This is a genomic window from Marinobacter sp. MA, assembly GCF_048298425.1.
Taxonomy (GTDB): domain Bacteria; phylum Pseudomonadota; class Gammaproteobacteria; order Pseudomonadales; family Oleiphilaceae; genus Marinobacter; species Marinobacter salsuginis.
In genome coordinates, this window is the sequence record NZ_CP103058.1 from 3,193,738 (window position 1) to 3,208,331 (window position 14,594).

Annotated in this window: 13 protein-coding genes; 11 read left to right on the top strand and 2 right to left on the bottom strand. The window is 58.5% G+C overall.

All coding sequences use genetic code 11. The annotated features are described in order from the left end of the window. Positions 1–44: 44 nt before the first annotated feature. Positions 45–3,539, bottom strand: a complete 3,495-nt coding sequence (locus NUW46_RS14765) for an NAD-glutamate dehydrogenase (protein ID WP_418140488.1) — start codon at positions 3,537–3,539, stop codon at positions 45–47. 159 nt (positions 3,540–3,698) lie between these two features. Here NUW46_RS14765 and NUW46_RS14770 point away from each other — a divergent pair, with 159 nt between their 5' ends. After that, positions 3,699–4,151 carry an Lrp/AsnC ligand binding domain-containing protein gene (locus NUW46_RS14770; protein ID WP_069182879.1) on the top strand — a complete coding sequence of 151 codons (453 nt, stop codon included), beginning with the start codon at positions 3,699–3,701 and terminating at the stop codon, positions 4,149–4,151. A gap of 28 nt (positions 4,152–4,179) precedes the next feature. Here the strand turns inward: NUW46_RS14770 and paaY are convergent, their stop codons facing one another. Then, positions 4,180–4,779 (bottom strand): phenylacetic acid degradation protein PaaY, encoded by a 600-nt coding sequence (paaY, locus tag NUW46_RS14775; protein WP_209400624.1) that lies wholly within the window; start codon positions 4,777–4,779, stop codon positions 4,180–4,182. A gap of 385 nt (positions 4,780–5,164) precedes the next feature. On the opposite strand from paaY, the gene paaG reads away from it, so the two are divergent. The 10 genes from paaG to paaE all read left to right on the top strand — a co-directional run bounded on the left by paaG (position 5,165) and on the right by paaE (position 14,581). Beyond that, positions 5,165–5,956, top strand: coding sequence for a 2-(1,2-epoxy-1,2-dihydrophenyl)acetyl-CoA isomerase PaaG (gene paaG, locus NUW46_RS14780; RefSeq protein WP_136632088.1), 792 nt, complete (start codon positions 5,165–5,167; stop codon positions 5,954–5,956). A 3-nt stretch (positions 5,957–5,959) separates the two neighbouring features. Beyond that, a complete protein-coding gene (paaH, locus tag NUW46_RS14785; RefSeq protein ID WP_418140489.1) occupies positions 5,960–7,480 on the top strand; it encodes a 3-hydroxyacyl-CoA dehydrogenase PaaH in 1,521 nt (506 codons plus the stop codon). Then, positions 7,477–7,923 carry a hydroxyphenylacetyl-CoA thioesterase PaaI gene (gene paaI, locus NUW46_RS14790; protein ID WP_222465100.1) on the top strand — a complete coding sequence of 149 codons (447 nt, stop codon included), beginning with the start codon at positions 7,477–7,479 and terminating at the stop codon, positions 7,921–7,923. The genes paaH and paaI overlap by 4 nt, the downstream gene beginning before the upstream one ends. Then, positions 7,920–9,167: a 3-oxoadipyl-CoA thiolase gene (gene pcaF / locus NUW46_RS14795; protein ID WP_418140490.1), complete on the top strand. Its 1,248-nt coding sequence runs from the start codon at positions 7,920–7,922 to the stop codon at positions 9,165–9,167. Before paaI ends, pcaF begins: the two co-directional genes overlap by 4 nt. 60 nt (positions 9,168–9,227) lie before the next feature. Continuing rightward, positions 9,228–10,538, top strand: a complete 1,311-nt coding sequence (gene paaK / locus NUW46_RS14800) for a phenylacetate--CoA ligase PaaK (protein WP_069182874.1) — start codon at positions 9,228–9,230, stop codon at positions 10,536–10,538. Positions 10,539–10,866: 328 nt separating this feature from the next. After that, positions 10,867–11,859: a 1,2-phenylacetyl-CoA epoxidase subunit PaaA gene (gene paaA / locus NUW46_RS14805; protein WP_069182873.1), complete on the top strand. Its 993-nt coding sequence runs from the start codon at positions 10,867–10,869 to the stop codon at positions 11,857–11,859. A gap of 17 nt (positions 11,860–11,876) precedes the next feature. Then, entirely contained in the window at positions 11,877–12,158 is a 282-nt protein-coding gene (gene paaB, locus NUW46_RS14810; RefSeq protein ID WP_069182872.1) for a 1,2-phenylacetyl-CoA epoxidase subunit PaaB, read from the top strand. 12 nt (positions 12,159–12,170) lie between these two features. Next, positions 12,171–12,935: a 1,2-phenylacetyl-CoA epoxidase subunit PaaC gene (gene paaC, locus NUW46_RS14815; RefSeq protein WP_136632167.1), complete on the top strand. Its 765-nt coding sequence runs from the start codon at positions 12,171–12,173 to the stop codon at positions 12,933–12,935. Beyond that, the gene (paaD, locus tag NUW46_RS14820) at positions 12,919–13,488 is read left to right on the top strand and encodes a 1,2-phenylacetyl-CoA epoxidase subunit PaaD (protein ID WP_069182870.1); all 570 of its coding nucleotides are present in this window, start codon (positions 12,919–12,921) and stop codon (positions 13,486–13,488) included. Before paaC ends, paaD begins: the two co-directional genes overlap by 17 nt. Before the next feature lie 13 nt (positions 13,489–13,501). Further along, positions 13,502–14,581, top strand: a complete 1,080-nt coding sequence (gene paaE / locus NUW46_RS14825; protein ID WP_153633831.1) for a 1,2-phenylacetyl-CoA epoxidase subunit PaaE — start codon at positions 13,502–13,504, stop codon at positions 14,579–14,581. Positions 14,582–14,594: the final 13 nt, after the last annotated feature.

Genomic DNA, 14,594 nt, shown 5'->3' on the forward strand with positions numbered 1-14,594 from the left:
CTTCCAAAACCTCAAAATTAGGGCATTTTGCCTCTCTTGGCTCCCTAAGCTGCTTTCATCGCCAGCTCTCTGAGGACACCATGCGCCACCGAGAAAACGGCGCAATCCACGTCATTAGCGGCCTGCATGTCGTTCAGCATCCGCTCCCACCGGCCAAGTAACATCTGCTTGTCCCTGCGCCAGGCCTCGAGGCGTTGTTCCGGCGTTCCTTCGCCTTCGACAGGCTCGGAGAACACGCTGAACGTCAGGTTCCGCAGCTGGTGGTCCAGCTCATCCCGGAAATGGATGGTTGCCAGAACCTGCCAGTGGCCATTCGCCCGGAAGGCCCGCATCTGCCGGTCAAGCCAGGTCAGATTCAGACTCTCGCCGAGCGTGAAGTAGACCCAGGCCACTGACTCCAGATCCTCCCCCAGCTGACGGGCAATCTCGATCATATCCATCAACCAGTAGCGGCTTTCTGCGGAAGCGCACCACGCCGCCAGGTCCTCGGGAACCTTCCGCTCACAGTATTCAGCATAGCGGTCAAACCACCGACTTGCAGGGATCACCGATTCAAGACGGCTTCTGGAAGCCAAAACGTCAGCCATCGGCGCACGGTAATGATCAATGCAGGACACCGGGTCCAACGCCTGCCGACGGTTCTGCAACAGCCAGCTGGTACTGCGGGTGACCAGGCGAACCGCGTCGGCGAAAAGATCTGCCTGAACGGCTGCACTGACATTTCCATCCAGTGATTCCATGGCCTCCCAATGGGCGTCTACGTCATGGATTCGCAGGGAGATCAGGTAGGCCGCGGCGATCCGGCCGGCATCTGCCCCCGTGGCACTGCGAATACGGTCGAACCAGGTAATGCCCATCCGGTTCACCATATCGTTGGCAATCTGCGTGGCCGAGATCTCGGCCCGCAGAGGATGAGACTCGACCGCTTCCGGGAAGGCGGCCAGCAGGGAGGCGGGGAAGGCGGAATGCAGCGCCGAATTAAAACGCTTGTCTTGCACGATAGGCGACGCGACCAGCGCCTGCTTCAATTCAATCTTCGCGTAGGAAACCAGCACCGCCAGCTCCGGCCGGGTCAGGCCACCACCCTGATCGCGGCGGGCCTGAAGTTCCTCGTCAGAGGGCAGAAACTCAAGATCACGGTCCAGCTTGCCCTCGGCTTCAAGCCTGCGCATCAGGCGATCATACTGGTCAGCGGTGGCAACCGCCGGATTCTGCGCCAGGCTGAGCGCCATGGCCTGCCGGTAATTGTTACGCAGAACAAGCTCGGCCACTTCCGGCGTCATCGACCTGAGCATCCGGTTCCGCTCTGGAAGCGACATCAACTGCCGATGCACCAGATCGTTGAGCAGGATCTTGATATTTACCTCGTGGTCCGAGCAGTCAACACCACCGGCATTATCGATAAAATCGCTGTTGACCGAGCCACCGCGGCGGGCAAAGTCAATCCTGGCCTTCTGGGTAACACCCAGGTTGCCGCCCTCCCCGAGGGCTTTGCAGCGCAGTTCGGTACTGTCGATGCGCAAAGCATCATTGGTCTTGTCACCCACATCCTCATGGGACTCCGAGGGCGATTTCACGTAGGTGCCAATGCCACCATTCCAGAGCATGTCCACGGGCGCTTTCAGAAGAGCGCTGATCAGGTCCGCTGGCGACAGCGTCCGGGCCTTGATCCCCAGTACCTTGCGCATTTGCGCAGACACCGGAATGGATTTCATGGAGCGCGAAAAAACACCACCGCCGTCACTGATCAACCCGGTGTCATAATCGGCCCAGGAGGACCCTGGCAGGCCGAAAAGCCGCTGTCGCTCACGAAACGATGCCGCGGCATCCGGATTCGGATCAATAAATATGTGCTGGTGGTTGAACGCACCGACCAGGCGAATCCGGTCCGATAGCAGCATGCCATTGCCAAACACGTCGCCACCCATGTCACCGATCCCGACCACGGTGAACTCATCCGCCTGGGTGTCCGTGCCTTTTTCCAGGAAATGCCGTTTCACCGACTCCCAGGCGCCCCGGGCGGTAATACCCATTTTCTTGTGGTCATAGCCCTCACTGCCGCCGGAGGCGAAGGCATCGCCCAGCCAGAAGCGGTACTCGGCTGCCAATGTGTTAGCTATATCGGAAAAGGTGGCCGTACCTTTGTCGGCGGCGACCACCAGATAGGTATCATCGCCGTCGTATCGAACCACATTTTTCGGCGGCACCACCTGGCCGTTGTCGAGGTTGTCCGTGATGTCGAGCAGCCCCCTGATGAAAGTCTGATAGCAGGCAACGCCTTCCTCCCGCAGAGCCTCCCGTGAGCCGTCCCGTGGCGGCTGCTTCACCACAAAGCCACCTTTGGCACCGGCGGGCACAATCACCGAGTTCTTCACCTGCTGGGCTTTCACCAGACCAAGGATCTCCGTGCGGTAATCCTCTATGCGATCAGACCACCGGAGCCCGCCTCTTGCCACCGGCCCGGAGCGCAGGTGCACGCCTTCAATACGGGGCGAATAGACAAAAATCTCGAATTTCGGGGTGGGGCGCGGGATATCCGGGATGGAGGACGGATCCAGCTTGAGTGACAGGTAGGACGGAAACCCACCGTCCTCCCGGGCCTGAAAATAGTTGGTCCGGAGCGTTGCCCGGATCAGGGTAAAAAAGCGACGTAGAATTCGGTCGTCGTCCAGGCTTGCCACCGCCTCGAGGGCGTCGCGAAGCTCAGTTTCGATTCGCTCCACCTTCCCCTTGCGTCCTTTTATATCCGGCTCGAAACGGCTGAAGAAGAATGCAACAAGCCGCGAGGTGATCTCCGGATTGCGGGCCAGTGTCTCTGCAATAAAGGGCTGACTGAAACCGAATCGAATCTGCTTGATATAGCGAGCATAAGCCCTGATCAACGCGACTTCACGCCAGCTGAGACCGCACAGCATGATCAACTGGTTGAAATCATCGTTTTCAGCAAAGCCGTTCCATATCTCCCGGAATGCCGACTGGATCAATGGCCTGGCGGTGTCGAGATCGGCGGCACGGCACCGATCATGGAGCTCGACGGTAAAATCACTGACACCAAAGGTTTCGCCATCCCGTCGACGGACCCGATAGGGGTGCTCACCCAGAACACGCATTCCCAAGTTTTCCAGAATAGGGATCACGTCTGAAAGAACAACGGGCTGGCCTTCGCTGTAGAGTTTGAAGTGGAATCCGGTTTCGGCCGGGTCCCGCGGCTGGTAGAAGCGCATGGGGACATCGGTGCTCACGGCGATGGACTGGATCTGCTCGATATCAGCGAGTGCTTCCGATACCGGAAATCTTGCCCGGTAAGCCGAAGGGAAACCGCCGCTGAAAACCTGGGCATAGCGCCCGCCAATCGAGTCGCCGAAACTCCGAACCAGTTCAACATGCAAGTCATCGTCCCAGGATCGGGACTCTTCGACCATTCTGGCCACAAGCTCCCGGAGTTCGAGGGAGTCGTCGTTGTCGGCGGCCTGATTCTGGAGGACATCGGCAAGCTGTTCCAGCAGGGTTTGTTTTTGTAATGCGCGGGAATCGGTCATCGAAACTCTCCGGACTTGGTCAACGTTCTTACTGGACTGATGGAACTACCAGTATACGCAAGCCCAGAAAGTCACTTGGACCATATAGTTTCGGAATAGAGGAGTTTCGATTATATTTGCCACATGATTTAGCCGTTAATTCAACCTGGGACAGACAACATGGCCGATTTGGATCGAATAGACCAATCCATTATTCGAGAGCTGCAGAAGAACTCCCGAATTACGGTAACCGAGCTTGCCTCTCGGGTGGGTCTCTCCAAAACGCCGTGCCAGGTGCGGATGCGCCGGCTTGAAGAACACGGATACATCACCGGTTACACAGCCCTGGTGAATCAGACCAAACTCGGCCTCAGCCACATCGCCTTTGCCCAGGTAACCCTGAACGACACCAGCAGCGGTGCTCTTACCGCGTTCAACAAGGCCGTTCAAAACGTCTCGGCGGTCGAGCAATGCCACATGATTGCCGGCAACTTCGACTACCTGTTGAAAGTCAGGACCCGCAACATGCAGGAGTACCGGCAGGTTCTGGGGGAGGAAATTTCTGCCCTGCCCCATGTGCTGCAGACCAGTACCTTTGTGGTAATGGAGAACGTGAAAGACGCCGGCCTGTAGAGGATTCCTCAGACGCCGGCGCTGGCAGTCACTCAGACTGCTCGTATTTGGGTTTGTACCCGCTGGCGTCCACACGGGCCCTATCGGGCTCGGCTTCCTCCAGTGGCTGGACTTCCTGCAGACTGGCGAGGGAACGAAGCGTCAGTCGCTGGTATTCTTCGGTGCCCTTCTTCTTCCAGGCAATTTCCTTGTCGCTGAGCATCCGCATCACTTTGGCTGGAGAGCCAACGATCAGTGAGCCTGGCTCGCAGGTAAACTTTGCCTTTACGAAAGCGCAGGCGCCTACGATAGAGCGCGGCGCAATATGGGCCTCGTCCATTACCACCGCATTCATTCCCACCATGGCATCCTCGCCGACAATGCAGCCGTGGAGAATCGCCCCGTGCCCGACATGGCCATTCTTCTCGACCACCGTGTCCATGCCCGGGAAGGCATGCATCACGCAGGTATCCTGGACATTGGATCCCTGCTTCAGAACGATCCGACCGAAATCCGCGCGCAGTGATGCCGCCGGGCCCACGTAACAATCCGGGCCAATCCACACATCGCCAATCAGAACGGCTGTGGGATGCACATAGGCAGACGGGTGAACGACGGGAACAACGCCTTCTATACTGTAGCTGGGCATAGCGATCTCCTGGTTGGCAGGGCCCTGCAGCGTTCCGGGATACATCGGAGCAAAACGTGGGACCCGAAAAGTCATTGTGATTCATTTTCTGTATCACATTATCCTTTTCCTGGAGTTTTTTCATAGCCTGCAAGCTGTTTCCGGGGCACGATCCAACCATAATCTCCGGCCAACACAAAAGATCGCGAGAATTTTCACCGACTTTTCAGCAACATAGAAATCCCAGGCTGCCACACTGGACTAAAGTGATACAAAACATGGCCAGCACAATCCTTGACGAGTATCAATTCTAAGATATACTCATTTTCCACGATCGATAGCACCGTGCCGATCAAGGACACCTTTCACGCTATCCCCCTACAACAAACAACAGGACAACACCGCCATGACTCAGCCGAGCATTCTTCTTGAAATCGATCAGGGCGTGGCTCTGCTTACCCTGAACCGTCCGGACAACCTGAACAGTTTCAATGTCGAAATGCACGAACGCATGCGCGATGCCATCAGCACCGTGCGCAAGGATGAGTCTGTTCGGGTACTGGTCATCACCGGCTCCGGCCGGGGCTTTTGCGCGGGTCAGGATCTCTCCGACCGCAGCGTCTCTCCGGATCAGGAAATGCCGGACCTTGGCGCTTCCCTTGAGAACTACTACAACCCGCTGATGCGCAGCCTGCGGGATCTGCCAATGCCCGTTCTGTGTGCCGTTAACGGTGTGGCGGCTGGCGCAGGTGCCAACATTGCCCTGGCCTGCGACATCACCCTCGCCGCCCGCTCAGCCAATTTCGTTCAGGCCTTCTGCAAACTGGGGCTGGTACCTGATTCCGGCGGCACCTGGACGCTGCCCCGCGTGGCGGGCATGGCCCGTGCCAAAGGCATGGCGCTTCTGGGCGACAAGATCAGTGCAGAACAGGCCGAAAACTGGGGCATGATCTGGCGCTGTGTCGACAACGAGCAGCTCATGGACGAAACCATGAAACTGGCCCGTCATTTTGCGACCCAACCGACCAAGGGCCTCGCACTTATAAAGCGGGCACTGCATGCCAGCGCCAGCAACACGTTCGAAGAGCAGATCAACCTGGAGCGCGATCTGCAGCGCATGGCTGGACAGACCGAAGACTACCGTGAAGGCGTTGCCGCCTTCATGGAAAAACGCACTCCGAACTTCAAGGGGAAATAAGCCATGCCGGCACTGGACACCCAAACCAAAGTTGCCGTCGTCGGCGCCGGAGCCATGGGCTCTGGCATTGCCCAGGTGGCCGCACAGGCTGGCCATCAGGTTTACCTGCACGATCAGAGAGAGGGCGCAGCCGAAGCCGGACGTGACAGTATCGCCAAACAGCTCCAGCGCCGCGTCGACAAGGGCAAGATGCAGCAGCAGGAGCTGGATGATGTGATCGGCCGTATTCAACCAGTCGCGAAGCTGGATCAAGTAGCCGATGCCGGACTGGTGATCGAGGCCATCATCGAAGACCTTCAGATCAAACGCCAGTTGCTGGCCAATCTTGAAGATCTGTGTACCGGCGATGCGATCCTGGCCACCAACACCTCCTCCATTTCAGTGACCGCCCTCGGCGCTGAAATGAACAAACCCGAGCGCCTGGTGGGCATGCACTTCTTTAATCCGGCGCCACTTATGGCATTGGTTGAGGTCGTGATGGGTCTGGCCACCAGCAAAGCCGTTGCCGACACCATCCATGCCACGGCAACTGCATGGGGCAAGAAGCCGGTTTATGCGACGTCCACTCCCGGCTTTATCGTCAACCGCGTAGCCCGTCCGTTTTACGCAGAGAGCCTTCGCCTGCTTCAGGAGCAGGCCACCGATGCCGCCACGCTGGATGCCATCATCCGCGAAGCGGGCCAGTTCCGCATGGGTGCGTTTGAGCTGACCGACCTGATCGGACACGACGTCAATTACGCGGTTACCAACTCTGTGTTCAATTCCTATTACCAGGACCCGCGCTTTCTGCCTTCACTGATCCAGAAAGAACTGGTGGAAGCCGGTCGCCTGGGACGAAAGAGCGGCCATGGTTTCTATCCCTATGGCGAGAATGCGGAAAAGCCGCAGCCAAAGACCGAGCCGGCACATCAATCCGATGAATCCGTAGTCATCGCCGAAGGCAATCCCGGTGTCGCTGCACCGCTGCTTGAGCGACTGAAGGCTGCCGGCCTGACCATCATCGAGCGCGACGGCCCGGGCCAGATTCGATTCGGCGATGCCGTACTGGCGCTCACCGACGGCAGAATGGCAACCGAGCGCGCGGCCACCGATGGTATCGCCAATCTGGTGCTGTTCGACCTGGCTTTTGATTACAGCAAAGCAACCAGGCTTGCCCTGGCGCCCGCCGACCAGACGTCCGAGGCAGCGGTTTCCTGTGCCTGTGCTTTACTGCAGAAAGCGGGTATCGACGTCAGCCTGATAGCTGATCGTCCCGGTCTGGTGATCATGCGTACCGTGGCCATGCTGGCCAACGAAGCCGCCGATGCCGCCCTGCACGGTGTCGCAACGGTCGCCGATATCGACCTGGCCATGAAAGCGGGCCTGAACTATCCCGAAGGCCCCCTGAGCTGGAGTGACCGCCTCGGCGCCGGGCACGTGTTCAAGGTGCTCAACAACATCCAGAACAGCTACGCAGAGGACCGCTATCGCCCTGCCCTGCTGCTCCGTAAGAACGCATTTGCACAAAAGGGGTTTTATTCATGAGCGAGATGGACCCGCAAGTACTCGCCGAAGAATGCGCGAAAGCCATGTTCGCGCGGGACCGCGCCAGCCAGAAGCTGGGCATGAACATTGAATCTATCGGCCCCGGCAAAGCGGTTCTCACCATGACCGTGACCGGTGACATGATCCAGGGCCACGGCTCCTGCCACGGCGGCTATCTGTTTACCCTGGCTGATTCAGCATTTGCCTTTGCCTGTAACAGTTACGACCGGGCCACCGTGGCTTCCGGTTGCAGCATTGATTACATGTACGGCGCCAAAGAGGGCGACCAGCTGACCGCCACCGCCGAAGAACAGGCCCGCGGCGGCCGCACCGGCGTTTACGACATCACACTCACTAACCAGGACGGCCGCAAGGTTGCCCTGTTCCGGGGCCGCTCCTACGAGGTTCGTGGCACCGTTCGCAACTCGGAGGAAACTGCATGAGCACCGACAACACCCTGAAAGACGCTTACATCGTCGATGCCATCCGCACCCCCATCGGTCGTTATGGCGGCGCTCTCTCCGCAGTGCGCGCAGACGACCTGGGCGCCATCCCCATCAAGGCGCTGACCGAGCGTCATCCCGACCTGGACTGGTCGAAAGTTGACGACGTTCTCTACGGCTGTGCCAACCAGGCCGGCGAAGACAACCGCGACGTTGCCCGCATGTCCCTGCTGCTGGCAGGCCTGCCGGTAGACGTGCCGGGCAGCACCATCAACCGCCTCTGCGGTTCCGGCATGGATGCAGTGGGCAGCGCCGCCAGAGCCATCCGTACTGGCGAAACCCAGCTGATGATTGCCGGCGGCGTTGAATCCATGTCTCGGGCCCCCTTCGTTATGGGCAAGGCCGAGTCCGCGTTCAGCCGCAAGGCGGAGATTTTTGACACCACCATCGGCTGGCGTTTTGTAAACCCGGTCCTGAAAAAGCAATACGGCATCGATTCCATGCCCGAAACCGCCGAGAACGTGGCGGCCGATTTCGGCATTTCCCGGGAAGACCAGGACGCCTTTGCTCTGCGCAGCCAGCAGCGCACAGCGGCCGCCCAAAAGGAAGGCCGATTCGCTGCGGAGATCACACCGGTCACGATTCCCCGTCGCAAGCAGGACCCACTGGTGGTGGATACTGATGAGCACCCCCGGGAAACCAGCCTTGAAAAGCTGGCCTCGCTGCCGACCCCGTTCCGTGAAAACGGCACAGTCACCGCCGGTAACGCGTCCGGCGTGAACGACGGCGCCTGCGCACTGCTGCTGGCCGGAGCCGATGCTCTCAAGCAATACAACCTCAAACCGCGCGCACGAATCGTTGCCATGTCAACGGCCGGCGTGGAGCCCCGGATCATGGGCTTTGGCCCGGCACCCGCCACCCGCAAGGTTCTGGCCACAGCCGGCCTGGAACTGGCCGATATGGATGTGATCGAGCTGAACGAGGCGTTTGCCGCCCAGGCCCTGGCCGTTACCCGGGACCTCGGCCTGCCGGATGATGCCGAGCACGTGAACCCGAACGGTGGCGCCATTGCCCTGGGCCACCCCCTCGGCATGAGCGGAGCCCGGCTGGTAACCACCGCCCTGAACGAACTGGAACGCCGGCACGCTGCAGGCCAGAGAGCACGCTATGCCCTCTGCACCATGTGCATCGGCGTTGGTCAGGGTATCGCCCTGATCATTGAGCGCACGGATGCGGTGGCCTGAGGCCACCGCGGAGAACAGAACAAAGACCCTTGGCAGACAAGAACAACGCAGGACAGAACCATGACCTTACCACTCCAAAAACTTGGCAAACTTGACCGCATGGAAACCGCCAGCATTGATGAGCTGCGCCATGAACAGCTGCAGCGGCTGCGCTGGAGCGTTGTCCATGCCTACACCAACGTGCCCTTTTACCGTAAAGCGTTTGATGACCTTGGCTTGAAACCCATGGACATCAACTCGCTGGAAGACCTGGCCAAGGTGCCATTTACCACCAAGGCAGATCTGCGCGACAACTACCCGTTTGGTATGTTTGCCACCCCCATGTCGGATGTGGTTCGGGTTCACGCCTCCAGCGGTACCACTGGAAAACCTACGGTGGTTGGTTACACCCAGAGTGACATCAACACCTGGGCCGACATTGTGGCGCGCTCCATCCGGGCCGGTGGCGGCTCCCGGGGCGACAAAGTACATGTGGCTTATGGCTATGGCCTGTTCACCGGTGGCCTTGGTGCCCACTATGGCGCGGAGCGTCTGGGCTGCACCGTTATTCCGATGTCTGGCGGACAGACCGAGAAGCAGGTCCAGCTGATCAAGGATTTCGAACCGGACATTATCATGGTCACACCGTCCTACATGCTGAACATCGCCGACGAGATGGAACGGCAGGGCATCGATCCCCACAAGCTACCGCTGCGCCTGGGCATCTTCGGCGCGGAGCCCTGGACCAACGCCATGCGTTCCGAGATCGAAGAGCGCCTTGGCATCGAGGCACTGGATATCTACGGCCTGTCGGAAGTCATGGGCCCGGGCGTGGGCATGGAATGCATTGAAACGAAAGACGGCCCGACCATCTGGGAGGACCACTTCTATCCGGAAATCATCAACCCGGAAACCGGCGAAGTGCTTCCTGACGGTGAATACGGTGAACTGGTCTTTACATCCCTGACCAAGGTGGCACTGCCGATTCTGCGCTATCGCACCAGGGATCTCACCCGCCTGCTGCCAGGCACTGCACGTCCGATGCGCCGGATCGACAAGATCACCGGTCGCAGCGACGACATGCTGATTATTCGTGGCGTCAACGTGTTCCCGAGCCAGATCGAAGAGCAGGTTCTGAAGTGCGATGCGCTGGCACCGCACTACGAGATCGAAGTTTATAAGGATGGCAACCTGGACTGCGTGGACATCCGTGCAGAGCTGAAACCCGGCGAAACCGACACCCCCGAAAGTCGTGCCGCGGCCGCCAAGGAACTGTCACACCACATCAAGTCCTACATCGGCATCAGCACCCGTGTTGAAGTGGTGGAAACCAATCGTCTGGCCCGCTCAGAAGGCAAGGCCAAGCGGGTCTTCGACCGCCGGAACAAGTAAGTCCCCAGCCAGACAGAGAGCCAGACCGCAGCCATTGCGGCTGGCTCTCTCGCCCTTTCCTGCCTTCTCCTGCACATAATCGCCGATTTAATTTCACTTTCCGTTCGCTGATCTCAATAGCATTTTCACACGTATCATATTTTTTATTATGCAAATCAGCATTATAGGATTCTTTAAGGAAGCTTTTAGATATAACATGACACACAAAGGCAGTTCTTGATATTTATTCAGTATCATATAATATGGACACATTGACCCTCAGCCGTCACTGAGGTCTCTCTTGTTCACGGACAACAGAACAACAAGCCCGATCCGGAGGTATTTGTTTATGTACGCCCAGCTCGTTGAAACCGGCGCCAAGCGCCTGAAGACCAAAGAAGAGATGTCGCCTGAAGAGCGCGAGTTTCAGGAAAAGGTCGACGCCGAAACCAAAATCGAACCGAAGAACTGGATGCCGGAAGGCTACCGGAAGACCCTCATTCGCCAGATTTCCCAGCACGCCCACTCGGAAGTGGTTGGCATGCTGCCGGAAGGCAACTGGGTAACCCGTGCGCCGACCCTCAAGCGCAAGCTCCAGCTGATGGCCAAGATCCAGGACGAAGCGGGCCACGGCCTGTACCTGTACAGCGCCATGGAAACCCTGGGTGCTGACCGTGACGAAGAGATCGAGAAGCTGCATCAGGGCAAAGCCAAGTACTCCAGCATCTTTAACTACCCGACCCTGAACTGGGCGGATATGGGTGCCGTTGGCTGGCTGGTGGATGGCGCTGCCATCGTTAACCAGGTGGTTCTGCAGCGTACGTCCTATGGCCCGTACTCCCGCGCCATGATCCGTATCTGTAAGGAAGAGAGCTTCCACCAGCGCCAGGGTTACCAGATCCTGCTGGACATGATGCGCGAAGGCACCGAAGAGCAGAAAGCCATGGTTCAGGACGCCATCAACCGTCTGTGGTGGCCGGCCCTGATGATGTTCGGACCACACGATGACGAATCCCCGAACTCGCAGCAGTCCATGGCCTGGAAGATCAAGCGCAAGAGCAACGACGAACTGCGTCAGATGTTCATCGACCAGACCGTACCACAGCTCGAGTTCCTTGGTTGCACCGCACCGGATCCAGATCTGAAGTGGAACGAAGAAACCGGCCACTACGATTTCGGTGAAATCAACTGGCAGGAATTCTACGACGTTCTCAAGGGCAATGGTCCCTGCAACCGCGAGCGCATCAAGACTCGCAAGAACGCGATTGATGGCGGCGCATGGGTCCGCGAAGCGGCCGTCGCCTACGCCGAAAAACAAAAACAGCGCGCGCAAGCCGCTTGATACCGGAGGAATAGAACATGGCTGAATGGCGCCTTTACGAAGTTTTCGTGAGATCCAAGCACGGTCTGAACCACAAACACGTTGGCAGCGTTCACGCTGCTGACGCCGAGATGGCCATGGAGAACGCCCGTGACCTGTACACACGCCGCAACGAAGGCGTGAGCATCTGGGTTGTGCCCTCCGACACCATCACGGCGTCCGCGTCCGACGAGAAGGAAGTACTTTTCGATCCGTCGGAAGACAAGGTTTACCGGCACGCTTCCTTCTACAAGCTGCCCGATGAAGTCGGACACATGTAAGGAGCGGTACCCATGACACAAGCAGAAGCATTACAGGAATACCTGCTGCGCCTGGCAGACTCCGACATGATCCTGGGCCAGCGCCTGTGCGAACTTTGCGGGAAGGCCCCGGCACTTGAGGAAGAGATGGCTCTGATGAACGTTGCCCTCGACCTCGTCGGCCAGGCCCGCAACTGGTACGAGTACGCCGCTGAGCTGATCAATGATGGCCGCGATGCCGACAAGCTGTGCTTCCGTCGCGATGCCCACGACTACCGTAACCTGCTGCTCACCGAGCAGCCCAACGAGGATTACGCTGTCACCATGGGCCGTCAGTTCTTCTTCGACGTGTACCACTACTTCACGCTCAAGAGCCTGACCGAGTCGAGTGATGAGCGCATTGCCGGCATCGCTGCCAAGTCGCTCAAAGAGGTGACCTATCACCTGCGTCGCTCCTCGGAGTGGGTGAAGCGTCTGGGCGATGGCACCGAAGAAAGCCACCGCCGCATGCAGGATGCCGTTGATATCCTCTGGCGTTTCACCGGTGAGCTGATCACTCCGGATGACACTGATCGTTTGATGGCCGAGGCGGGCATTGGCCCGGATCCTGACCAACTGGCCAAAGACTGGCGCGGTATGGTCAATGAGGTGCTTACCCAGGCAACCCTGACACCGGGCGCAGAAGACGCCTGGATGTACATGGGCGGCAAGCACGGCGAGCACACCGAGCACCTTGGCTTCATCCTGGCAGAAATGCAGTTCCTGCAGAGGGCCTATCCCGATGCCACAACATGGTGATTCAGACAGCCGGTCAGCTGTCGACATTCTGATTGCCAGTGATCGGGTGCCGGCCAACGCCCGCCCCGATCTGCTGACAGAAGACGACATCTGGGCACTTCTTGAGGAGGTCAAAGACCCCGAAGTGCCGGCAGTCAGTGTCGTGGAGCTCGGCATTGTCCGGGCGGTTCACTGGGACGGCAAAGAGCTGTCCATCGACGTGACCCCGACCTATTCCGGGTGCCCGGCCACTGAACTGATTGAAGAACTGATCGCTGAAGCCCTGCGCGCTGCGGGCTTCCGGGATCCGAAAATCAATCAGGTGCTGACCCCTGCCTGGACCACCGACTGGATCACAGACGAAGGCAAAGAGAAGCTTCGGGCCTTTGGCATCGCACCACCCGAGGGCAGTTCCAGCAAGATGAGCCTGCTCGGGGAACCGGAGGTGATTGCCTGCCCACACTGCGGCAGCAAGGACACCGAACGGGTCAGCGAGTTCGGATCCACCGCCTGTAAAGCCCTTTACCGTTGCAAGGAATGCCTCGAGCCCTTCGACTATTTCAAATGCATCTAGAGCCGATACGATCATGAACAAATTTTACTCACTGACCCTCAAAGAGGTCAGACCTGAAACAAGAAACGCCGTATCACTAGCTTTTGACGTGCCGGAAGATCTGGCAGACAAATTTCATTACCAGCAGGGCCAGCACCTGATTGTGCGCACCAAGCTGGATGGCGAGGAAGTGCGCCGCTCCTACTCGATCTGCCGTAGCGTCAACGACCAGGAACTGCGCATTGCGGTCAAACAGGTTCCCGGCGGTCGCTTCTCCACCTTCGCCAACGAGCAGCTCAAGCCCGGCCAGACTCTCGAAGTCATGCCTCCCCAGGGCCACTTCTCCATCGATCTGGACCCGGAACGCGAAGGTAATTACCTGGCCGTTGCTGCTGGAAGTGGCATTACCCCGATCCTGTCGATCGTGAAGACCACCCTGGAGACCGAGCCCAAGAGCGAGGTCACCCTGTTCTACGGCAACAAGGCCACCAGCAGCACCATGTTCCGTGACGAACTCCAGGACCTGAAGAACGAGTACATGTCCCGCCTGAACCTGGTGTACATCTTCACCCGTGAAGAGCAGGACATTGACCTTTACAACGGCCGCATTGATCACGAGAAATGCGACAAGCTGTTCGACCACTGGATTGACGCCAAGGAACTGACCGCAGCGTTTATCTGTGGCCCGCAGATGATGACCGAAACCGTGCGTGACTCACTGCTCAAGCACGGCATGGAAAAGAGCAAGATCCACTTTGAACTGTTCACCCCCGCCGGCGGTGTACCACAGTCCCGGAAAGACCGGGATCCGGCCCACGTCGATCCCCAGTCAATCAGCGAAGTGACTGTAATTGCCGATGGCCGCTCACTGACGTTCCCGCTGGTGCGCGATACCAAGAGTATTCTTGATGCCGGAAACGAAGAAGGCGCGGATCTGCCGTACTCGTGCAAGGCCGGCGTCTGCTCCACATGCCGCGCCAAGGTCGTGGAAGGCGAGGTGGAGATGGACCAGAACTTTGCTCTGGAAGACTACGAGGTTGAAGCCGGTTACGTGCTTTCCTGCCAGTGCTACCCGATCAGCGACAAGGTGGTTCTGGACTACGACGAGATGTAGTTTCCGCCCTCAA